This window comes from Tautonia rosea (assembly GCF_012958305.1).
In the GTDB taxonomy this organism is placed as follows: Bacteria; Planctomycetota; Planctomycetia; order Isosphaerales; family Isosphaeraceae; genus Tautonia; species Tautonia rosea.
Window position 1 is genome coordinate 42,667 of the sequence record NZ_JABBYO010000002.1, and the last position, 21,219, is coordinate 63,885.

Here is a 21,219-nt window from a genome sequence, read left to right on the forward strand (position 1 = left end):
ATCAGAATCGACCTTCCGGGAGCATCGAGGCGAAGTTAGGGTGTCGTCATCAGTGTTGGCGGAATCCCCCCTGGTTTCGCGTGAGTGGTCGGCTCGATCACGAATCGCGTGGTCGTTCAATCGCCTTTTGAGACTCTTGACCGGGAGCGACCCTGGAGATGGATTTGCAACGCGCCAGTGGCATCTTGCTGCATCTGACCTCGCTTCCCGGACGGTTCGGCATCGGCGATCTCGGCCGGGGTTCGGACTGGTTTCTCGACGTGATGGCGGAGACCGGCCAGCGCTGGTGGCAAATGCTCCCGGTCGGACCGATCGGCGCGGGGAATTCTCCCTATGCCTCGCCGTCCTCCTTCGCGGGCAGCCCGCTGTTGATCGCGCCCGACATCCTGGTCGAACAGGGGCTTCTGAACGCCTCAGAGCTGGACGACCTGCCCGATTTCCCGGTTGATCGGGTCGATTTCGCCGCCGTGATTGAGGTGAAGGATCGCTTGCTCCGTCTGGCCTTTTCGCGGTTCCAGCCCGACAACGGGTTTCTCGCCTTTCGCCGACGAGCGGCCGACTGGCTGGAGGACTACTGCCGCTACAATGCCCTGAAGCAACACTTCGGCAACCGTCCCTGGAACGAGTGGGACCGCGACCTGGCCGATCGCGTTCCCGAGGCCCTGCAACGCATCGACGAAGCGCTGGCCGACGAGATCGCCTTCGGCCGCTTCGAGCAGTACATCTTCGACCAGCAGTGGCACAACTTCCGCGCACGGTGCCGCGAGCGCGGCATCGGCCTGATTGGCGACCTGCCTATCTTCGTCGCGTTCGACGGTGCCGATGTTTGGGCTCACCGCGATTTGTTCCGCCTCGACGCCAACAACACCCCGACCCACACTGCCGGCGTCCCCCCGGATTACTTCAATGAACTGGGCCAGGACTGGGGAAACCCGCTCTATCGCTGGGGAGCGCACCTGAAAGACGATTTTGCCTGGTGGTCCCGTCGGATCGCCGCCGCCCTGGGCCGGTTCGATCTGCTCCGCTTCGACCACTTCCGCGGCCTCGAAGCCTGCTACGCCATTCCCGCGAAGGCCGAGAACGCCGCCGATGACCGCTGCGAGTGGGAGCCCGCCCCCGGAGACGAACTCCTGGATGCCGTTCGCAAAGCGCTCGGCGGGCGGCTCCCGCTCATCGCCGAGGACCTGGGGGTGATTACCCCCGAGGTCGAAGCACTCCGCGACCGCTTCGGGCTGCCGGGAATGCGAGTGCTTCAGTTCGCCTTCGGCAACGACCCCCTTGCAGATGTGTATTTACCGCACTGTTACATTCCGCACTGCGTTGCCTACACCGGGACGCACGACAACGACACCACGCTCGGCTGGTTCGAGGCCGAACCCGGCAAGACTACTCAGCCTCTGGAGGAGATGGAGGCCGAGCGCCGCTTTGTCCGCCGCTACCTCGGCCCCGGGCAAGCCGACGACATCCCGCTCGGCATGATTCGCCTGGCCTGGGCCTCGGTCGCCAACACGGCCATCGCCCCGTTACAGGACTTCCTTGGCCTCGGTACCGAGGCCCGCATGAACGTCCCCGGCGTGGGAGAGGGGAACTGGACCTGGCGATTTCGGATCGAGCAGTTGACCCCCGAACGCCGGTCGTGGCTCGCCGAACAGACCGCCCTGTTCGGCCGATGGAATGGCCAGGTTCCCGGGCCGTACCGCACACGGCTCGGCATCTCGCCGGCTCCCGACCCGGCCGCCCCGGAACCCTTGGAATCGTGACTCCGTCACGCCGGGTTCCCGAGCCTCGCCTGGGGCCAGAGTCGGGAACCTGGCGTTCGGGAGAACGCCGATCATTCCTGCTCCACCATCAGGCCGAACGGGATCGTTCGGAAAATCTCGGCGATCGGCAGGACCGGCCGACCCTCGCCGTTCTGAAGTTCGACCACCTCGTCAGTCAGAAGGTTCCGCCAGCGTTTCGGAAGCCCCGAGTCCGGGAGCGCGAGCACCGTATCTCCCCAGATTTCCGGTCCGACGGGCATGCTCATGCTTTCCTCCCCCATCAGCCCGGCGACGAGTCGGGGAACAACCACCGCGGCGTACCGACCGTCTCGGTAGCGGCCAAACGACAGGACGTTCCCCTTGCGCTCCCCCTCGGCCTCCAGCGGGCGATAGACGCCGTGCGAGTAGACCTCGGGGTGCTCCTTCCGATGACCGAGTGCCGTCCAGAGCAGATAGAGCTTGATCAGGCCGTCCTCCGGATCGTTCAGCAATCGAGCGGCAAGCTGATCGCGCGGCGTGCCTGATGCAATCTCCTGGCGAAGCGCGGCCAGGGCCTGACGACGGTGGTCATAATCGACCGGCCTGCGGTTATCGGGATCAACCAGAGCCAGATCCCACAGGTCACACCCTTGATACACATCCGGCACCCCCGGGGACGCAACCTTGAGCAAGACCTGACCGAGCGACCCGATGACCCCGATCCGGGCCACCCGTCGCTGAAAGGGCAGGAAGTCCTTGAGGAAGACGTCGGCCCCCTCTCCCGTCAGTACGTCGGCCACAAACTTCGAGACCGCGTCGCCGTACGACGGGTCGGGGTCGGTCCAGGTGGTGTTGAGCTTCGCCTCTCTCAATGCCTTGAGCATGTATTGCTGCAAGCGATCGACCAGCCCTTCGGGCACCTCGTCCGACGGACTGAAGGGCCAGGCACCAATCAAGGTTTGATAAAACAGGTGCTCTTCCCGAGCATCCGGAGCCGCTGCGCCGTGCACCTCGGTCTTCTTCGTCTTGTTCCAGTATCCCCAGCGGGTCAGGTGGGTCTGCCATTCGCCGCTCAGTTCCGAGAGGACGTTGATCCGCATTCTCGTGTCCTCGCCGCGCTTGTTGTCGTGCGTGGCCGTGGTCGAGAAGCCACCGGGCCAAAGGTTCAGTCGGTGGGCGTTGATCGCGTGGAAGGACGACGGCGAGTGCCCGAACCGGGCTGGCTCGCCACCCACCTCGTTGAGCGACGCGAGCTTGATCTGCCGGTAGAAGGCCGTGTCTTCGACCCCCTTGGCTGTCACCGGGCCAGTCGTCTGCTGAAAGCGGATGACGAACGCCTCGCGTTGCTCGATGTCGTCGGTCGAGATCCCCTCCGGATGCTCCAGCAAGAGCGCCGCCCGGATGAACTCGAAGACCGACGGATCAATCGTCGGGTTCCGTCTCCTGGCTCGATAAACGGCCTGGTCGATGTAGGCCCGATCACGCTCGGTCATCGGCTCGCCCGGCTTCAAATACGTCCGGTAGACCGGGAAGCAGGCAATCACCTCGCGCAAGGCCCGTCGCAGGTCGTTCAGTGTGAAGTCCCGGCTTCTCCGATCGTGTTCGCTCACCCGGTTGAGCTGCCGGGCGAGCATGTTCAGCTCGCTGGCGAGCGAGGCCCGACAGATCAACTGCTTCGCGTCGTATACCACCTCGTGCCAGGGCTCGGTGTCCCCCGTAAATTCGGCGTATGAGGTTTCGATGGTCGCCTGACCTTCCGGATCGACGAACAATCCATTGATCGAATTAAGATATTCGTATCCGACGGTTCCGTCAATCGTCCAACGCTCGGGAAGGTCCTCCCCCCGGCTGAGAATCTTCTCAACGACGATCGGGTATCGCCTCACCAGCGGGCCATTGGGCTCGGCCTCGACGGCCGATCGGAAGCGATCGCGCAGGTGTTGCTCGGTCTCCGATCGCTCCGCGTCGTCCCCTTCCTTGTTGAGTCGCTGAAGACACGATCGAACGAACAGCGTTTCCTGGAGCCTCGTGAAGTATCCCGCAGGATCGGCCAGGCCATCCGGGTGGTCGATCCGAAGTGCCGAGACCCCCCCGCGATCCACCCAGTCGAAGATCAGCCGATGCGTCGTTTCCAGAACCTCCGGGTCCTCAATCCGTACGCCAGCCAAATCATTGATGTCAAAAAATCTTCGATAATTGATTTCCTCGGCCGCCACCCGCCAGTAGGCCAGGCGGTAGACTTGGTGTTCGAGCAGTTCGTGTAACAGGTCGAAGCTGCGGGGGTCACCCACCGCTCCCCGGAATAAGGCAACATTCTCGTCAATAAACGCAGCCAGCTTCGGTGATTGATCGCAGAGCCGGGCGATCCGGTGCTTGATCACCTCCTTCTCGGCACGGTATCGGGAAACCGATTCCTCGTCTTCGGCGTCGCCGGGGGGAAGGTTCTCGATTGCGGCGATGACGCTTCGGAACTCCAGCAAGCGCACGTCGTCCGGTTCGAGCACCGTATCCAGCACCTCGGGCCGTTGGCCGAGGATCAACCCGTACGACCGAGGCGAGAGCGGGAACTGGTGGTCAAAGTAATCCAGATGAAACGAACCCTCTGTGCGACCGACGACCAGCTGACCGTCTTCCAGCACCTTGCCGTACTGATCGCCCAGCACCGGCAGTAACACCCGGCCTTCGAGCTCCTCCTTGACCGGATACCAGTCCACGTCAAAGTACCGGGCCGAGGCCGCCTGCTTGCCGTTCTCGAGCAGGTCGGCCCAGAACGGGTTGCCGCCGGTGATCCCCATGTGGTTCGGCACGACGTCGATCACCCGCCCCATCCCCCGATCGAGCATCTTCGAGACGAGCCGCTCGTGCGTCGTCTCGTCGCCGATCTCGGGGTTGATCTGCCCGTGGTCGAACACGTCGTAGCCGTGCGTGCTGCCAGGCCTTGCGGCAAGGTAGGGCGAAAAATACGCATCGGAAATGCCCAGATCGTCGAGGTAGTCGAGAATCTCCTCAACCTTCGACAGGGGAAAGTCCCGATGCAGTTGGAGCCGATAGGTCGCCCGGGGCCTCCGCAGCGGAGTCTTGGTCACGGCCTCCGCCTCGGCCCGGAACAGAGCCTCGGCCCTGGCTTCAATGGGGTGGGATGTGCGGGCGTCGTCTGCGGATGCCAGTGGCTCGGTGTCGTCGGGTCGTGGGGGCATGATCGATTGCTTTCACCTGAAGGATGGGCCGGGAGCCAGAGACGTCGAGGCGGCAGCCCTGCACAAAGGGACCGAAACTTGCTAGATTGGGCCACTGGACACCCCACGCCGCGTTTCCCTGGGAAATCGGCGTGGGGATTTGCGTCGTGTTCTGTCTCGTCCGGACAACGATCTTACCTTGGGGCGGGCGCTTCGTCGCCCGGTCGCCGCCGATGCCGACGATCAAGGACATTCATCCGGGAGACCCAGAACCACTGGGGCCGACCGTCCGATCCGACGGGATCAACTTCGCGGTCCATTCCCAGGGTGCGACTCGGATGGAACTGCTCCTGTTCGATAACATCGCCGATGACAAGCCGGCGGTGGTCATCCCGTTCTCCCGCACCGCCAACAAGACCGGCGATATCTGGCACCTATTCGTCGAAGGCTTACCCAACGGCACCCTGTACAACTATCGTGCCGATGGCCCCTATCGCCCCGACAAGGACGGATCCCGCTTCAACCCCCACAAGGTCCTGCTCGACCCCTACGCGCCGGCCATCTCCGGAGACTTCGACTGGAACGACGGCGACCCCCTTGGCTACGACAACACCAACCCCGACGACCCCGACCGCCACCTCCGTCCCAGCAAGGTCTCGAACCTCGGTGGCGCTCCCCGTTGCATCGCCTACCGCTCCGACTTCGACTGGCAAGGCGACAAACATCCCGACATCCCCATCGAAGAATCGATCATCTACGAAGTCAACGTCCGCGGCTTCACCCGCCACCACTCCTCCGAAACCGACTTCGAAGGCACCTACCGCGGCTTCATGGAAAAGATCCCCTATTTGAAGGACCTGGGGGTCACCGCCGTCGAACTGCTCCCCATCTTCGAGTTCGACCGCTTCGACGGCCCCTTCCGCGACCCCGTCACCGGCGAACGCCTGGCCAACGCCTGGGGATACAACACTGTCGCCTTCTTCGCCCCCGAGAGCCACTACAGCTACTACGGCAAGCTCGGCGCTCAGGTCGACGAGTTCAAAATGCTCGTCCGGGAACTCCATCGCAACAACATCGAGGTTATCCTCGATGTTGTCTTCAACCACTCCCGAGAAGGGAACCACTACGGCCCGACCGTCAGCTTCAAGGGGCTTGATAATAACATCTACTACATGTTGATGCCCGGCCAGCCTCAGTTCTACAACGATTTCACCGGCTGCGGCAACACCCTGAACTGCAACCACCCCGTGGTGCGCAAGTTTATTCTTGACTGCCTGCGCTACTGGGTCGAGGAGATGCACGTCGACGGCTTTCGCTTCGACCTCGCCGCCGTCTTCGCCATCGACGTCGACGGCCAGGAAAAAGGGAAGACCCCGATCATCGAGGAGATCGAGACCGACCCCGTCCTCTCCCGGATCAAGCTCATCGCTGAGCCCTGGTCGATCCGCCAGTACCGCCTCGGCTCCTTCTCCGACCGCCGCTGGGCCGAGTGGAACGGCAAGTTCCGCGACGCCGTCCGCAAGTTCCTCAAAGGGGACCTGGGCATCGCCGGCGAGCTGGCCACCCGCGTCGCCGGCTCCTACGACCTCTTCGCCCCCTCAGACGACTCCGAGCGCTCCCCTTACCACTCGATCAACTTCGTCACCTGCCACGACGGCTTTACGCTCAACGACCTCGTCTCCTACAACGAAAAGCACAACATCCGCAACGGCGAAGGCAACCGCGACGGCCACAACGAAAACGAGTCGTGGAACTGCGGCTACGAGGGGCCGGTTGAGGATGCCGAGGACCTCGACGACGAGCGGAAAGAAACGATCGAACGCCTCCGCATCACCCAGATCAAGAACTTCCTCACCTTGCTCTTCCTCTCGCAAGGCACTCCCATGCTCCTCTACGGCGACGAGATGCGCCGATCGGCCCTGGGGAACAACAACACCGTCTACCAGGACAACTCCCTCAACTGGCTCAACTGGGAGCTCCTCAAGCAGCACCGCGAGATCTACCGCTTTACGAAACACATCATCGAATTCCGCAAAAAGCACTCAATCATTCGTCGCTGGCGCTACATGACCTCCGAGGAAGACGAGACCCCGATCCTCCGCAACATCACCTGGCACGGAGTCGAGCCTGAGAAGCCGGATTTCTCCGGCACCTCGCGCTTCCTCGCCTGGACCCTCGAAGCCTTCGAGACCGAGGAGCGCTGGGACGTCCCCATCTACGTCGCCAGCAACGCCTTCTGGGAGCCCATCGAGGTTGAGCTTCCCGAACAAGAAGGCCGCCGCTGGTACCGTGTCGTCGACACCTCCCTTCCCGAAGGCGAGGACATCGTCCCCCAGGAAGAAGCCGCCTTCCTCCCCGACGACTCCTACGAGGTCCCCCCTCGCAGTACCATCATCCTCATCGCCCGCTAACGCGATTCTCTCCCCGATCGCTTCTGGCCCCCTCTTCCCGCGAGCGGAGAGAGGGCCGGGTTGAGGGGTCCTCGCGTTCGGAGCCGAGCCCGGCGCCTCGTCCCCGCTCCCTCCACCTTTCACACTGCCTCCTCGCTCCCCCGAGTCGGCGGAGCGAAGGAGAAACCGATTCGTTTCGTTCCAGTGCCCAGGGCATGCTCCCCAGGAACCCCGAAGGAACTCCCCTGGCATCTTGCGGAGATCGCCGATCCCCCGAATGGATTCGGTACAGGAGTTGCCCCTCATGAGAAACTGCCTCCTCGATGGTCAACGGAGGCTCCACTCAACTCTCATCAAGGAGCACACCCATGAATTGGGATCAGATCGAAGGCAACTGGAAACAGTTCAAAGGCAAGGTCAAGGAGAAGTGGGGCGACCTGACCGACGACGAACTCGACGAGATCGAAGGTAAGCGCGACCAGCTCATCGGCAAGCTCCAGGCCCGCTACGGCTACGCCCGTGATCAGGCAGAGAAGGAGATCGACAAGGTCACCCAGTCCTGGTGAGGACCCGTCCCGATTCCTCCCCCAGCGCAACACGCAGCGGCTAACCCGCAACGGCTCTGGGGGGGGCTGGGGCCGTCCTGGCCCCAGGTGTCCCCGCCCGCTGTAACGAGTGATTAGGAGTTGGTGTCGTTACCCTGAGGTTCTTCGTCGTTGCCTGGCTCGTCGCTGACCTCCGGCTGGGGCTGTGAATCATCGTTGCTTTCCGGCGTTGCCGTGTCGCGCTCGGTCCCTGTGGTGATGGGCGTCTCGTCAGGCCGGGTGTCATCGGTCGTACGTGGTTCAGGTAGCAGATCGCTGGGCTCGACCTCCGACGGGGGCACGTCGCTGTAAGGATCAGTCGACGGGACGGTCACCGGCGACGGCTCGATCTCTTCGATCACCTCGTTCTCATCGTCGTCGTCAAGATCCCCGGGCCCGTCATCGCATCCAGCCCCGATCAGAGCAGCGCAGACGGCCAGGCTCGCCGTCCATCCAAATCGTCTCATCAGTTTGAAGATCACGGCGTGGCTCCTTTGGTCGGTGTCTCGGCTTCAGGTTCAGGTTCAGGCTGCGACCCCCGGAGCCCCGTGCCATCTCCTGACGGTCACCGTGACTCTCGGAGAATCCCCGGGCGCCGGGTCGGCCCGACACCACTGCCCCTGTTCTCTGTGTGCAATTCTTGTCCCAATGCCCTGGCACGTTTCCTGACCGTTGGAGCACCCGGCGGATTGGCTGGGGTCATGTCGACCTGGCCCGTTGAACGCCTCGGGATGCGTTCCGGCAGGGGAATGGGTGCCATGCTTCGCCGTTCACCTGTGATGGCAAGGTCTGCGAGCCAGTTTCCCCGACGGCCCGCCAATCCCCCGCAGGCTTCGTGAACGGCCAGCGTGTTCTGCGCACAAAGACACCCCAGAGGTCGCGCGAGAACCAGGGAACGTAGGAAACCCGTTGCGAGAATCCACCATCGCAAAAGGGTTACGTCACCCTCTCGTTCGCTTACCCCGAACGGTGATCAGCGTTGACTGCCACCCTGCCCGTTGATGATGCCGTATTACTGAGCGATCGGGTGTTGTGAGAATGTTTCGGCCTTGATCACGAGAGGGGCGTCTTCGGAATCTTCGATCGTGATGACAACGCGTTCTCCGTCGATTGTGTACCAAGCATCCCGCTCCTGACCCAGCATCGTCAGGCGAAAGCGCCCGTCTTTGCCACGGGGAAGACGGCTCGTTCTCGCGTTGAGCCGATGCATGACCCGCGCGGCCTCGGAACCAACGTAGAAGATTGCACGACTGTTTGTGAATTGAATCGAGTCCAGGGTGCATCGGGTGGTTGCCGAGCCGTCATCACGAGATTCCGTGATCGTGAAATCGTCCGACGGCGTGTCGGCACGTTCCACCGAAATCACACGCCAATGCGAATTGCGTAACGAGTCTTGGGCATCACTCTCGGGGATCGCGAAAAGCAGGAGAAAGAAAAGAAAAAATCGGCACATGGCAACCTCCTTGTTGGGAAAGAACGTGAATGGCTGGATTGGTCCACCTCACCACCGCGCTCAACGGACCGCCCCGCCGAGGGAAGCCGATCGCATTCCCCAAACCCTGTACAGCGGCTCGGGGCCACTGTTACGTGAGTGAAGCGGGCCTTGGGTCCGCTTGGGGCATCCGGTTGAGCTCCGCGAACGCTTCCGCATAATCCGGGTCGAGAAACTCATAGTCCACGGTGTTCGAGTACGCCGTCAGGTCGATCGGCCGAGGGAAGAACGTCTCCCAGAGGAACACCGGTAGCAAGCAGGCCAGGGCGATCCCCATCGCGAACCACCGCTTGAACGGCCCCTCATACCATTGGAGCAGGAAGAACGCCACGCCCACCCCAATCACCACGCCAACCGCGCTCACCGCGAGTCGGAACCACCGCTGCCGATGCATCCGGTCGCGGCATGATTCGCAGGCGGGGACATCGACGGTGAACCGACGGCCGAAGCTCCAGAACGCCAGCGTCCACCAGCCAATGGCATTCGTGCCGACACGATAGGAAACGCCGGGCTCGTCCACCCCGCATGCAATGCACCGATCCGGAAAGACCGCAGGGTGCGACTTCGGGAGGTTGACATCCGTGCTAACCGGCATACCCCCGTTCCCCCGATTTCCGCCACCTGTCCTGAACAAGGATCCTGTGCCGCTTCCTAACGCGGCTTCAGGATAACCTGATACCCCAACCCATTCAAGCAACGAACCAGCTGAGGTGTTCGTCGGTGTGGCTCCAGCAATAGACAAAAATTGACACTCTTGAAGGTGCTTCATCAGCCCGCGCGAACCGGCCTCTGATCAAGGCCTTGAGACTGCTCTGTGCCGGCTCTGCCAAGACCTCCGCCCTGATCTCGACGAGGCGGCCGTCGACGGCCTCTGCAAGCAGGTCGGCCACCGTTGGCATCGTGATTATTGGCGGAGCCCCTTCACAATCTTTCTCTGGTCCGTCATCCAGGACGTGTACGGCGATACGGTTCTGACGCACATCACGCACAAGGCACGCCGCGTTCTCGCCGAGTCGGCCTCCTGCCAGGCCCGCGCCCGGCTCACGCTGGCCGTGTACCAGGCTCTCCTTATAATCGTGATCCGCACGCTCCCCCTCCGCACCGAGGCCGAGGGCCTCTGGGAGGGTGGCACGAAATCGTCTTCGAACCCGTGTTCGCAAAGCGCGCCGCAACCGCGGGTTCCGTCTTCGAGCCCGTCCCACCCCGCCGACCCCACGCCCGCTGCTCGGGTTCCGAAGACGGAATCCACGGCACCCTTCGCCCTTGCGTCTCCTTGGCCGGCGCATGGCGACAACTTCAAGGGCCGGGTCGACACGACCCCAGCGGACAGACGTCAAGCCATCGCATGACCCCGGCCCAAAGCCTTGGCACCGGACCTCTGAACCTGAGTTGTCATCGGGGCCGACCGGACGAGACTGGGAATTCTGAAGAAAAGTGACGCACCCCGCCCCCCTTCGCGGCACTATGGACGAAAGACCGCGATTCGGGGGCCTCTGTTCATGAATGACCGATCTTCCGCCGCGTCTCCGCTGCGCATCCTCTTCACGATCGGCGCGGCGGGTACGATGAGCGATGGCGACCTGCTCCGCCGTTATCTCGACGGTAGGGCCGACGAGGCCGAATGCGCTTTCGCGGTGCTGGTCGAGCGGCACGGCCCGATGGTCCGGCACGTGTGCCTCAGCATCCTCGGCGACCCGGACGACGCCGCCGACGCCTACCAGGCCACCTTCCTCGTCCTCGCCCGCCGGGCCGGGGCGATCCGGAAGACCGGATCGGTCGGCCCCTGGCTCTTCGGCGTGGCACGCCGCGTGGCACTGCGGGCCAGGACCCGCGCCTCTCGCCGCCGCCAGGCCGAGCGTTCCCTGAGCGAGCACACCTCGGCGCGACTCACCCAGGCCCCTCCCGACCCCACCCTCGCCGACGACTGGGACGTCCTCTACGACGAACTCGACCGCCTTCCGCCTCGCTACCGCGACCCGCTCGTCCTCTGCTACCTCCAGGGGATGACCCACGACCAGGCGTCCGCCCGCCTCGGCATCCCGACGCCCACCCTCCGCACCCGCCTCTCCCGAGGTCGCGACCGCCTCCGCCCTCGGCTCCTCCGCCGCGGCCTGACCCCCTCGTCCGCCTCCTCTCTGCTGCTCGCCCCCGTCCCGCTCACCTCATCCGCCACCTCCCTCGCCTCGATCGGCTGGGCCTCCGCCGCCTCCCGCCTCGCCGTCGCCTCCCGAGGCGTCTCGCTGGCCTCGCTCTCGGTCCCCCTGGCCTCCTCAACCCTTCGGAGCATGCTCATGATTTCCGCATTTCGGACGCTCGCCCTCGGCGGCATCGCGCTTTCCGTCCTTGGACTGGGGGCCGGCGCTACCGGCTTCAACCCCTGGGGCAAACCGAATGCAGTGTCTTTTCAGGACGCCGCACCCTCACCTGAGCCGTTCGCCTCGGCACTGCTCGCTACGGATCAAGACGACCCCGCACCGTCCCCCGAGCTCACGCCCGATGAGCAACTGATGCCCGACGACGCCCCGATCGAGGTGCGCTCCGAGATAAATCGTCCCATGGACATTCAGATGCTCGTCCCCGAGGGAACCGCAGTCATGAAGGGCCAAATCCTCTGCGAATTCGACACGACGATCCTCCGCAACCAGCTCGCGGCTCAGCAGCCTGTGACCGAACAGGCCAAGTCTGAATACGCGTTTGCGATCAAAGAACGCGAGATCGCCGAGCTTGCCGTGAGGGAGTATCTCGACGGGGTGTTCGCACAGCAGGAACTCGCCGCATTGGGTGAGGTCGAACTTGCGGAGGCTGAGCTGGAACTGGCGATTGCCCGCTTCGAGCGCCTTGAGGGTGCCCAGGAGATCAAGGAAGTAATGGAGACGCTCGAACCGGCCCAAGCCCGGATTGGCGTACTCCGAGCCAATCTCGCAGCCGCCGAGGCCCGAATCGAGGTGCTGCGTGCCGAGCTGGCCCTAAAGCAAGTTCAGAAGGCCCTGGAAGTTCTTCAGACGCTTACCCTTGAAAAGCAGATCAAATTGCTCGAAAACACGGTCGAGAAGGCCAGGTTCGAAGAAAACACCAAGTTGTCAGCCTTCGAACTTGAAGAGGAGCGTGAAGACCAAATCAGAAGTTCGATCAAGGAAGCCCAGATTCGTGCCCCCTCTAACGGCATCGTCTTTCATGCCTTGGGGGTCCATAAGGGGGCGACTATTATCAAAGATGATCAGCTCCTGTTCGAAATCCACCCTCCCCGCGAGGAAGATGAGCGATCGTCCGACCCGACGAATCGGCCTTTCGAGATCGATCCGACCCGCTGAGGCGAGATCAGGTTCACGTCGGGGGTGTCGAGTCCTCGAAGACACACCGATCTGCCAACGGCCCCGGATCGTTTCGTCTTCGAGGACTCGACACTTCCGACGGCTCGATCGGGGATGAGCACGGCGGCCCGATGGGGAGGGGCCTCCACCCCATCGGGATTCCCAAAGCCCCGCCAGGCGATCCATCAGTCGAAATCGAACAGCTCGCCCAGGAACGACTTCTTGCGGCGACGCTTCGCGTAATCGTCGTCGCGGTCATATTCTTTCGGCCGATCGGAGGGGTACGGGGGCCGCGCCCGGCGGTCGTCGTCATCGCGGTCGATCGGCCGGGTGCCGCCGCCGCCGATCGCGGCGACGGAGCGGTCGATGAGCTTGTCCAGCTCGCCGCGGTCGAGCCAGACGCCCCGGCAGCGCGGGCAGTAGTCGATCTCGATCCCCTGGCGATCAGCAATCGCCAGTTCGATGTTGCAGTGGGGGCATTGCATCGGTGGTGCCTCGTCAATCCAGGTTCCGTTGGGCGTGTCGAGTTGTTGGAGGGTATGCCGAGTCTTCAAAGACACACCCTCTCGAAGATTCGTCGCGGATCAGTGTCTCTTCGCAGACTCGACATCGTTTACGCCTCGCCACCGACTCGCCCATCGGGTACGCGCGGGCCATTCATCCTGATAGTTCAGCCGACTCGCTTCGGAGGTGTCTCGCCTCGACTTGGTGGGGTTCTGGGAATTTCCATGAATTGGGTGACTGCCAATCCCCAATTCCACGATCATAATCAAGAGAGACAGAAGGGTTGCACCTCATGTGCGATCCCGATGTCTCGACTCCCCTCCTCGACGCTCGCCAACGAGCAAGCTCACGGCCAGGGGGAACCCGTGTGTGTCAGTCCTCTTTGGCAACTCGAACTGCTCAACCGTTCGGAATGTCCTCGCCCGAATTCGCTTCGATCCAACCAGTACGCCCGGCTCCCGTCACCAAACAAACCTGATCCCGCCGCGCCTCGTTTCCCGAATCGAACCGAGGTCAATCGACGGAACCCCTCACCCGGAAACGAGAAATCGCTCCCGCATTCGTTCTCGCGAGGCGCACCAGAAGCGCACCGGATGGCGCACCAGAAGCGCACCACCGGGCGCACCGGAAGCGCACCAGACGGCGCACCGTCCTCGCGTTGGGGGTTTCGATCGTGCCGAATTGGTGGCGATCACCCCGGAGCGTTCGGCGCGAAACGAACCCGATCGAGGACGCTCCGTGTGACGGAGCGAACCCATTTGAATCGGCGCAACGCGTTACACCGCAAGAGAAATCCCCCGAAGATTCACGCGATTTCGGAGCGCACCGTCTCACCAAGACATCGAACGGTGATCCTGAACCGTTGCGGTCGTTCAGCGAGCTCCCAGACAATCTCCAGACGCACCCGGATTCAACCAGGAGGGCGCAGCCGACCACCCTCGATCGCCTTCGCGAGACGCGGAAGGCGATCGGGTCATTAAGTCGGCCGGGGGTGGCATCACGCGATCGGGGTCAGCCCCCGGTGCGGACGGCGACGTTCCCGTGAGCCTTGGTGAAGAGGTGGTCGTAGAGCTTGGCGTCTTCGGCCAGTTTCGGCTCCGAGGTCAGGGCGTCGTAGGTGGCCTGCAGGGCGTCGCGGTCGGCCTGGCCTTTCAGGTCGCGGAGGTTGCCGGGGCCGGGAGGGGTGGCGACGCGCTCGGCCCGCAAGGCGGCTCGGGTCTCGTCGTAGTGCCGCTTGGTCCGGGCGGACATGCGGAACAGCTTGCGGAGGACTTTCGGGTCAAACGTCTCCATCGTCGGCAACTCCTTCAAGGATTCCGGCTCAGCGTCGGGATGGTTCTTCAATCGCGGGCAACCCCATACAACGATCGGCCCGGCGAGAGAACCGGGAAGGTTCGGGCAGGGGCATTGCCGTTCTGGCAAAGGGGTTACTGTACCATGAGCGTTCCCCGTGCGACAGATCGATTGCTCCGTTCCGTTTCCTTCGGCTCGACGCGTCGAGACCATCCGTTGTCGATCCGTGGCATCCAACATGCGTGATACAGATTGGTTTGGCTTCCCCGAGACCTTAGAGGTTGCGTACACTGAGTGCTTCTGAGAATTCGGTTGCATCTCCGTCGTCGTTTCTTGTCCTCCATCTTCCCTTTGTGTGAAATCGTCCCGAACCCACCATGACGTACACCTTCGAGATCGACCCCGCTCAGGTGCTCGGGGTGCGGACCGACGCATCCTTGGAGCAGATCCGAGACGCCTACCGGGCCCGGAGCAAGAAATATCACCCCGATCTCGGTGGAGACGAGTGGGCTTTCCGCCTCGTCGCCCGGTCGTACGAGGTGCTCAGCCGAGCCCGGGTCTCGGGACGATTTGCCGCCGAAGCCTCCGCGCCGACTCCTCGATCGGCCCCGACTGTCGATCCGGTCACGACTCGTCCGACCGACACCGAAGGGGCCTCGGTCCGCAAGGGGGTCCGCGACCAGGTCGAGCACCCCGCCTTGCTCGTCGATGTCGAACTCCTGCTGCTCCGGATGGAGCTGGAAAATCCCTACGACGTGATCGCCCTGCCCGCCTCCGAGCGCAACCTCAGTTGCAGCCTGAACGTCAGTTGGCCCATCACGATCCCCGACGAGGCCGGGCCCGGACCCGACCGAACCACCATCGCCCCGAAGGTCGCCGCGGTCTTCAACGATGTCCTCGTCCGCTCTCAGCCGACCAGTAGCTGGCAGGACGAGGGGGCGACCACCTTCAAAGGCTGGCTCAGCTATCCAACCGCCCAGCGCTGCTACGGCGGATTCAACCTGATTCGGACCGCCTTGAACGCCCGAGGTCTTGGCGTCAATCAGCGCATCCGAGAGATCATCATTCCGCGCGATACTGATTGAGAGATGCCGTTGCCGATGATTGACCACCCGACCGCCTTCTCCGCTACTGCCGATCGCCTCGACGCCGGTCGTCCATTCGATGCGGTGATCGTCGGCGCGGGTCCGTCGGGATCGGCCATGGCGATCCTGCTGGCGAGGGCAGGGGCTCGGGTCGCCCTGATCGACGCCGGGCGATTTCCGAGAGATAAGCTTTGCGGCGAGTACCTCAGCCCCGAAGGGGTCGAGGCGGTCGATCGGCTCGTTCCGGGCGATCGCCTGGCCCGATCCGGCGGCCGACCGATCCGAGCCGTCCGTCTGACCACACCCCGCGGTCGGGCCCTCGAAGCCGAGGTCGCCGGTCCTGATGGCCGCGTCGGGCTTGGCCTGAGCCGATCGGCGCTCGACGCCCTTCTACTCGATCAGGCGCGGTCGCTTGGGGTCGAGGTCTTCGAAGGAACCCGAGTCTCGGGGCCGATCCTCGACGGCGATCGGGTCGTCGGCGTCTCGGGACGAGGCGATTCGGGGAAGCCGGTGGCCGCTCGGGCCTCGGTGGTCATCGCCGCCGACGGCCGCCACTCGGCCCTGACCCGACGCTCGGGAACCACACGACCCCGAAGCGTGCCCGGTCTTCGGCCCCGGCTGTTCGGACTGAAGCGGCATTTGACAATTTCCGACGACGCCCGGGACGAGCCGTCGGGGACAGTCGGCCTGCATCTCTTGCCCGGCGGTTACGTGGGGGCCTGCCGAGTGGAAGGGGGCCGAACGAACCTCTGCGGCTTGCTTCCCGAACGGCTCTCCCGAGCGTATCGCGGCGACCTCGACGCCCTCGCCGCGTCGGTCTTCCCCGGCAACCGCACCCTCTCGGCACTCTGGCAGGCCGCTGAGCCGACAGGCCCCTGGAAGACCGTGGCCGGAGTCCGGGTTGAGGCCTCCTCGCCCCGTCTGCCCGGCATTCTCTACTGCGGAGACGCCCGAGGTACCGTCGATCCGCTCGGCGGCCAGGGCCTGACGATGGCGATGCTGGGGGCCGAGGTCATCGCTCCGTTCGTCCTCAAAGCCCTCGCCCGGAACGACATGCAACCCGACACGTTTCGAGCCGCGCAACAGGCCTGGCACGCCCGGTTCGATCGCCGCGTGATGCTCTGCCGCGCCTTCCATCATGCCCTGGTCCAACCGTCGCTCATCGACACCGCCTCGCTTCTGGGCCGATGGGGCAATGCCTTACTTTCCTTCGGATTCGCTGCGACACGTGATCCAAGGAAAATTTCATGTTGAATATTAAAAAATGTTTTTTAATTATTTACGTTTTCCAATCAGAGAAATCTGAAATCCCAGATTGCGTCGAACAGACCATTGAAATCCATCGATGGTCGCGGCGAGTTCGGTCAGTTCGTGATCGGTGAACCCTCGGAGAACGGACAGGGGGCCATCGAAGCGGACCAGACGGTTACGGGTGAAGACGCGGCTCCAGGCGACGAACCCCCAGTAGGCGAGCCAGTGCCGTCGGATGTCGAGCACGACCACCCGGCATCGGGCCACCCGGGCCATTTCTGAGAGAAGCCTCGCCAGCGCTTTCCCTTCAAAATGGTGGGCGAACTTGACCGCCGTGACGAGGTCGACCGAATGATCGGAGAACGGCAGCCGCAGGGCGTCTCCGCGAACCACATGGACGGGCGGACCCTCGAAGGAGGAGGAACCGGCGATTGAGGTGGCGACTGGGTCGCGGTCGAGCGCGATCGGCACGAGCCGGTCGAGGCCGAGGTGATCGAGCAGGCGGGTGATCCGCCTCGGGATGTCTCCCGAACCTGAGCCGACATCAAGCAGCGAGACGGTCGTGCCGATCGGGTCTTCGGTTCGAAAGCGAGCGACCTCGCGGTCGATGACCCGGTTGTTTCCAAGGTGGCGGTTGACCCGACGGAGGACGGCGTAGGCGTCGGCCACCTCCTCGGCGGGAAGGCCTGGGGCGTCCATCAGCTCGGGGTCGGAGCGGCGATCGGGAACGAGCCAGGAGCGCGATCGGGGCATTATCCCTCCCGAGGATCTGGAGCCGCCGCCGCCCCGGGTGCCCGATCGTCGGCTGAGAGCGTTCGAGGAGGGTCGGACCGGATCGCGAGTAATCCGAGCCCCGCCACCCAGGCCACGAACACGACCAGGGTTGCCGAGAATCGAAGCCGCTGGACGCGGGTCACGATCGGCCCGGACGATCGGGGGGGAGGCGTGATTGAGCCTTGACCTTGAGCCTTGGTCATGATTCTTCCTCCGACTCCTCGATTGGGATGACGTAGTCGTGGCAGAGTGCGGCCTCGAAGTCGTAGACGTTGTCGAAGTCGCTGCGTTGGTCCTCGTCAGAGCGTTCGAAGTCGCCGGAAGCGATCAGGTTGTACACGATCTCGCCGAGATCCGAGGTCGATCGGAGCCCCCAGCTCGACAGAATGGTGAGGGCAAGTCGGCCGTAGAGGTCAAGCGCCAGGTCTCGGGCGGCCTCGCTCAGCTCCCGGCCTGAGACGTGCCGGGACTCACCTTTTCCCCGAGGTTTCTGGCCGAGGCCACGGGCTCGGCGAGCCTTGCGCTTGCGGACCTTGGCAAGGTCGAGGGCGGCGAAGACGAACTCGTAGGCATCAACAGTGTAGCGAGGGTCGCGGACGACCGCGCCGGCCAACGCTTCGCGGAAACTCATGATCGCCCTCTGGGTCGAACGTCGAATAATCCTCTGGCCGTTCCACGCGGGTCCGAGTCGCGGTAGTCTAGCAGATTGTCCCCCGTTCGTGGAGCCGAGCGAACGGGTTTGAATGGGTCTGTTCGTGTCTCAAAGGCGTTGTATCTGGTCAAGACCGTGCCCGATCGTCAGCGGAAGCGAGATCGAGCGGAGCCATCGGGCGAATCGAAGGTCTGCCCGGTGTGCCGGCGGCCGTTCTCGAATCGTCGGAAATGGCGCGATTGCTGGGAACAGGTCGTGTATTGCAGCGAACGTTGCCGGCGATCGAGCCGAGGAGGGCAGAAGGACGGCGTTCAGGATTCGTCTCCTTGACGGACGATCAGGACGGAGTTCTTTGATCCGAATCCCATGCAATTACAAAGAGCGATCCGAGCGCCCTGGGCGGGTCGGGACTGGTTGGGAATGTAGTCGAGATCGCATTCGGGGTCGGGTTCCTCGCAGTTGATCGTCGGCGGAAGGAATCCGGCATTGAGGCTGAGTAGGGTCGCGACCAGGCCGGCGGCGCCGCAGGCTCCTTGGGGGTGTCCGATCATGCTCTTGGTGCTGGACATAGGGATGGCACTGGCATGCGGGCCGAGCCCTCGCTTCAGGGCGGCGGTTTCCACCCGGTCGTTCAAGGGGGTGGCGGTACCGTGGAGGTTGGCATAGTCGATGTCGGTGGGCGAGAGGTCGGCGTCTTGCAGGGCGAGCTGGACGGCGCGGACCGGCTCGTCGAGGTCGCTCGACATCGAGACCCGGTGCCAGGCGTCGCAGGTGCTGGCGTAGCCGAGCAGTTCACCGTAAATCCGGGCTCCGCGAGCGAGGGCGTGTTCGCGCTCCTCCAGCAAGAGCATCCACGATCCCTCACCCAGCACGAAGCCGTCGCGGTCGCGGCTGAAGGGGCGGGAAGCGCGCTCGGGCTGGTCGTTCCAGTTGCGGGAGACGATCCCCATGACATCGAAACCGAGCATGATGGCCGGCGCGATCGGGGCATCGGACCCTCCGGTGAGCATGATCGGCGTTTCGCCGTACTGGACGCGGCGGAAGGCGTAGCCGATGGCGTCGGTGCTGGAGGTACATCCGGTCGAAATGACGTGAGAAGGGCCGCGGACCCCGAGCTGGATGGAGAGTTCCGACGAGATGTTCCCAGGCGTTCCCGCCGGAACGGCCAGGGCGGTGGCTTTTTCGAGCTGCCCCTTGTAGTAGTAGCCGTATAGCTCCTCAACAAAGGCGATGCCGCCACCGCCGGTGCCGAGCAAGACACCAATCTGGCGACGCGTGTCGAGGTCGAGGTCGTTCGGGGGGAAGCCGGCGTCGGTCATGGCCTCTCGGGCTGCGAGGATCGCCAGAGGGACCGTTCGGCTGACGACCTTGAGTTGTTTCGGCTCCATGGCGTCGCGGAGGTCGATCCCTCGGATTGCGCCGGCAATCCGGCTTCCGAGAGCAGAGGTGTCGAACTCCTGGACGCTCGTCACTCCGCTGCGTCCCTCGCGGAGGGCGCTTCGGAAGGCGTCGATTCCGACACCGTTGGGACTGAGGGCACCTAATCCTGTGACGACCACTCGCCGAATCGGCACGTTGCGCATTGCTGCTCGCTTGGGAACTTTACCTGGGCGACTAGGACGAGAGGCCAAACACGTTTAGCCTCCTCAAGGGCCAGATTCGACTTCCGTCGGCTGGCCTGGTTCTCCATAATGACGGCCAGACGCCATCGACGGGAAGCGACGACCGCCCGAGCGGGGTCGCCAGCCAAGAGGAACGAGGCTCCAATGATCAGCGAGGAATTGCTATCTTTACTTGTTTGCCCGATGGGCAAAGCTCCGTTGCGGCTGGAAGATCAGACCCTCGTCTGCACCCGGTGTGGGGTCCGGTTCGCCATCAAGGATGATATTCCGAACATGCTGGTCGAGGAGGCCGAACTCCCAGAGGGGTGCCACTCCCTCTCGGAACTTGATTGTGTGAAGGCGGGAGCTGCCAAGGTCGATCCCGTTTGAGCGGTCAAGCACGACGCGGAGGCGGGAGATTGGGCATGCTTGCTCTTGACCAAGGGCCGAATCTGCCCGCCAGCGCGGGTCCGATCGCGTTGAGGAATGTGTTTGGAGCGTCTGGAGCCAATCGCGGCTCAGGTGACCACCGGCGGGTCACTCACGTCGGTCATCCGTTGCTCAACCCATTGCAGCAACTCTGTTGCATGGGAGGTGACGTCAAGATGATGGCCTTCGCTAAAGTCGAGGCGAACGAGCAATTGGGTGTGTTCAGGATCGGGGGTCAGGTTCCGGATCATCGTGACGCGATCGAAATTCACGAAGATCGAACCGATTCGGACCAGATTCATGAGCGTACTCCCAGTTCGATGCCACTGCCCAGCAGATTTGCAAGCGTATCAATAGATGTTTGATTCGTTCTGTTCGCGGTTTGGGTGAGGCTTCACTCTGTAAAGAATCGGAATTACGTGGTCGTGATTGAGGAGGGGAACGACGCGGGAACGAGGAACGAAAATGTTCCCACCAACTCACAGATTGCTTCTCCGTTGCCCGCCGAGAGTCGCGACTCGCCGCGCTGGATGGTGGAGAGACTCGGGACACACCCTTCACCGAAGTTTGCCCCGTTCAACCGGGCGATCACTTCGTGAGCCAGGCGATCGGTTTCGAGAAACCTGGTTCGGAGATCATCGCCTCGGACGCGAAGGGTGACCCGATAGGTGATGCGACGGATCAGACGGGTGGGATCGTCGGTTCTTGATTCCGTCCAGGAACCGGGAGAAATGATTGCCAGGGGACTGGCGATCGACGCTTCATTGCTGCGCTCGACGTCGTCGAGCCTGAGGGAGCCGAAGAGACGGGTTGCAGCCAGACACGAGATCATCGCGTCGTAAGCATCGCAGTCGGTTGCGCTCATGAGTAAACCTGTAAGGTTTGACCTACCCGAGGTAGAGCCTCGGGCAGGTCAGGAAACGATCGTGCCAAGACGA

General features: G+C 63.3%; 20 protein-coding genes. 8 read left to right on the plus strand and 12 right to left on the minus strand.

What is annotated here, in order from left to right:
• The first annotated feature begins 158 nt into the window (after positions 1-158).
• On the plus strand, positions 159-1,760 hold the full coding sequence (malQ, locus tag HG800_RS02900; RefSeq protein ID WP_169973597.1) for a 4-alpha-glucanotransferase: 1,602 nt from the start codon (positions 159-161) through the stop codon (positions 1,758-1,760).
• A gap of 71 nt (positions 1,761-1,831) precedes the next feature.
• On the opposite strand, the gene treY is transcribed toward malQ, so the two are convergent.
• Positions 1,832-4,936 carry a malto-oligosyltrehalose synthase gene (gene treY / locus HG800_RS02905; protein ID WP_169973599.1) on the minus strand — a complete coding sequence of 1,035 codons (3,105 nt, stop codon included), beginning with the start codon at positions 4,934-4,936 and terminating at the stop codon, positions 1,832-1,834.
• Positions 4,937-5,148: 212 nt separating this feature from the next.
• On the opposite strand from treY, the gene glgX reads away from it, so the two are divergent.
• On the plus strand, positions 5,149-7,326 hold the full coding sequence (glgX, locus tag HG800_RS02910; protein ID WP_169973601.1) for a glycogen debranching protein GlgX: 2,178 nt from the start codon (positions 5,149-5,151) through the stop codon (positions 7,324-7,326).
• Positions 7,327-7,673: 347 nt separating this feature from the next.
• The gene (locus tag HG800_RS02915) at positions 7,674-7,871 is read left to right on the plus strand and encodes a CsbD family protein (protein WP_169973605.1); all 198 of its coding nucleotides are present in this window, start codon (positions 7,674-7,676) and stop codon (positions 7,869-7,871) included.
• Between the two features lie 113 nt (positions 7,872-7,984).
• Here the strand turns inward: HG800_RS02915 and HG800_RS02920 are convergent, their stop codons facing one another.
• The 3 genes from HG800_RS02920 to HG800_RS02930 form a co-directional block, all read right to left on the minus strand.
• The gene (locus tag HG800_RS02920) at positions 7,985-8,371 is read right to left on the minus strand and encodes a hypothetical protein (protein WP_169973608.1); all 387 of its coding nucleotides are present in this window, start codon (positions 8,369-8,371) and stop codon (positions 7,985-7,987) included.
• Between the two features lie 1,101 nt (positions 8,372-9,472).
• Positions 9,473-9,976 (minus strand): hypothetical protein, encoded by a 504-nt coding sequence (locus HG800_RS02925; protein WP_169973612.1) that lies wholly within the window; start codon positions 9,974-9,976, stop codon positions 9,473-9,475.
• 94 nt (positions 9,977-10,070) lie between these two features.
• Complete coding sequence (locus HG800_RS02930; protein WP_169973615.1) at positions 10,071-10,271, minus strand: hypothetical protein; 201 nt, start codon at positions 10,269-10,271, stop codon at positions 10,071-10,073.
• A gap of 609 nt (positions 10,272-10,880) precedes the next feature.
• On the opposite strand from HG800_RS02930, the gene HG800_RS27890 reads away from it, so the two are divergent.
• Positions 10,881-12,692, plus strand: a complete 1,812-nt coding sequence (locus HG800_RS27890; protein ID WP_169973618.1) for a sigma-70 family RNA polymerase sigma factor — start codon at positions 10,881-10,883, stop codon at positions 12,690-12,692.
• A 185-nt stretch (positions 12,693-12,877) separates the two neighbouring features.
• On the opposite strand, the gene HG800_RS02940 is transcribed toward HG800_RS27890, so the two are convergent.
• Together HG800_RS02940 and HG800_RS02945 are read right to left on the minus strand one after the other, a co-directional pair.
• A complete protein-coding gene (locus HG800_RS02940) occupies positions 12,878-13,177 on the minus strand; it encodes a TFIIB-type zinc ribbon-containing protein (RefSeq protein ID WP_169973621.1) in 300 nt (99 codons plus the stop codon).
• Between the two features lie 1,030 nt (positions 13,178-14,207).
• Positions 14,208-14,489: a hypothetical protein gene (locus tag HG800_RS02945; protein ID WP_169973624.1), complete on the minus strand. Its 282-nt coding sequence runs from the start codon at positions 14,487-14,489 to the stop codon at positions 14,208-14,210.
• Positions 14,490-14,866: 377 nt separating this feature from the next.
• Between HG800_RS02945 and HG800_RS02950 the strand changes: the two genes are divergently transcribed.
• A complete protein-coding gene (locus HG800_RS02950; RefSeq protein ID WP_169973627.1) occupies positions 14,867-15,574 on the plus strand; it encodes a J domain-containing protein in 708 nt (235 codons plus the stop codon).
• 3 nt (positions 15,575-15,577) lie between these two features.
• Positions 15,578-16,828, plus strand: a complete 1,251-nt coding sequence (locus HG800_RS02955; protein ID WP_169973630.1) for an NAD(P)/FAD-dependent oxidoreductase — start codon at positions 15,578-15,580, stop codon at positions 16,826-16,828.
• Positions 16,829-16,849: 21 nt separating this feature from the next.
• On the opposite strand, the gene HG800_RS02960 is transcribed toward HG800_RS02955, so the two are convergent.
• The 3 genes from HG800_RS02960 to HG800_RS02970 are packed head-to-tail and all read right to left on the minus strand — an operon-like array spanning position 16,850 to position 18,230.
• The gene (locus HG800_RS02960) at positions 16,850-17,578 is read right to left on the minus strand and encodes a methyltransferase domain-containing protein (protein WP_169973632.1); all 729 of its coding nucleotides are present in this window, start codon (positions 17,576-17,578) and stop codon (positions 16,850-16,852) included.
• Positions 17,578-17,802: a hypothetical protein gene (locus HG800_RS02965; protein ID WP_169973634.1), complete on the minus strand. Its 225-nt coding sequence runs from the start codon at positions 17,800-17,802 to the stop codon at positions 17,578-17,580. The genes HG800_RS02960 and HG800_RS02965 overlap by 1 nt, the downstream gene beginning before the upstream one ends.
• Positions 17,799-18,230: a Minf_1886 family protein gene (locus HG800_RS02970; RefSeq protein ID WP_169973636.1), complete on the minus strand. Its 432-nt coding sequence runs from the start codon at positions 18,228-18,230 to the stop codon at positions 17,799-17,801. Before HG800_RS02970 ends, HG800_RS02965 begins: the two co-directional genes overlap by 4 nt.
• A gap of 156 nt (positions 18,231-18,386) precedes the next feature.
• Between HG800_RS02970 and HG800_RS02975 the strand changes: the two genes are divergently transcribed.
• Entirely contained in the window at positions 18,387-18,581 is a 195-nt protein-coding gene (locus HG800_RS02975) for a DUF2256 domain-containing protein (RefSeq protein ID WP_169974505.1), read from the plus strand.
• On the opposite strand, the gene HG800_RS02980 is transcribed toward HG800_RS02975, so the two are convergent.
• Positions 18,563-19,834 (minus strand): beta-ketoacyl-[acyl-carrier-protein] synthase family protein, encoded by a 1,272-nt coding sequence (locus HG800_RS02980; RefSeq protein ID WP_169973638.1) that lies wholly within the window; start codon positions 19,832-19,834, stop codon positions 18,563-18,565. The genes HG800_RS02975 and HG800_RS02980 overlap by 19 nt on opposite strands.
• A gap of 183 nt (positions 19,835-20,017) precedes the next feature.
• Between HG800_RS02980 and HG800_RS02985 the strand changes: the two genes are divergently transcribed.
• Positions 20,018-20,242, plus strand: a complete 225-nt coding sequence (locus HG800_RS02985) for a Trm112 family protein (RefSeq protein ID WP_169973640.1) — start codon at positions 20,018-20,020, stop codon at positions 20,240-20,242.
• Between the two features lie 128 nt (positions 20,243-20,370).
• On the opposite strand, the gene HG800_RS02990 is transcribed toward HG800_RS02985, so the two are convergent.
• Both HG800_RS02990 and HG800_RS02995 read right to left on the minus strand, forming a co-directional pair.
• Complete coding sequence (locus tag HG800_RS02990) at positions 20,371-20,583, minus strand: hypothetical protein (RefSeq protein WP_169973642.1); 213 nt, start codon at positions 20,581-20,583, stop codon at positions 20,371-20,373.
• A 113-nt stretch (positions 20,584-20,696) separates the two neighbouring features.
• Complete coding sequence (locus tag HG800_RS02995) at positions 20,697-21,146, minus strand: hypothetical protein (protein ID WP_169973644.1); 450 nt, start codon at positions 21,144-21,146, stop codon at positions 20,697-20,699.
• Positions 21,147-21,219: the final 73 nt, after the last annotated feature.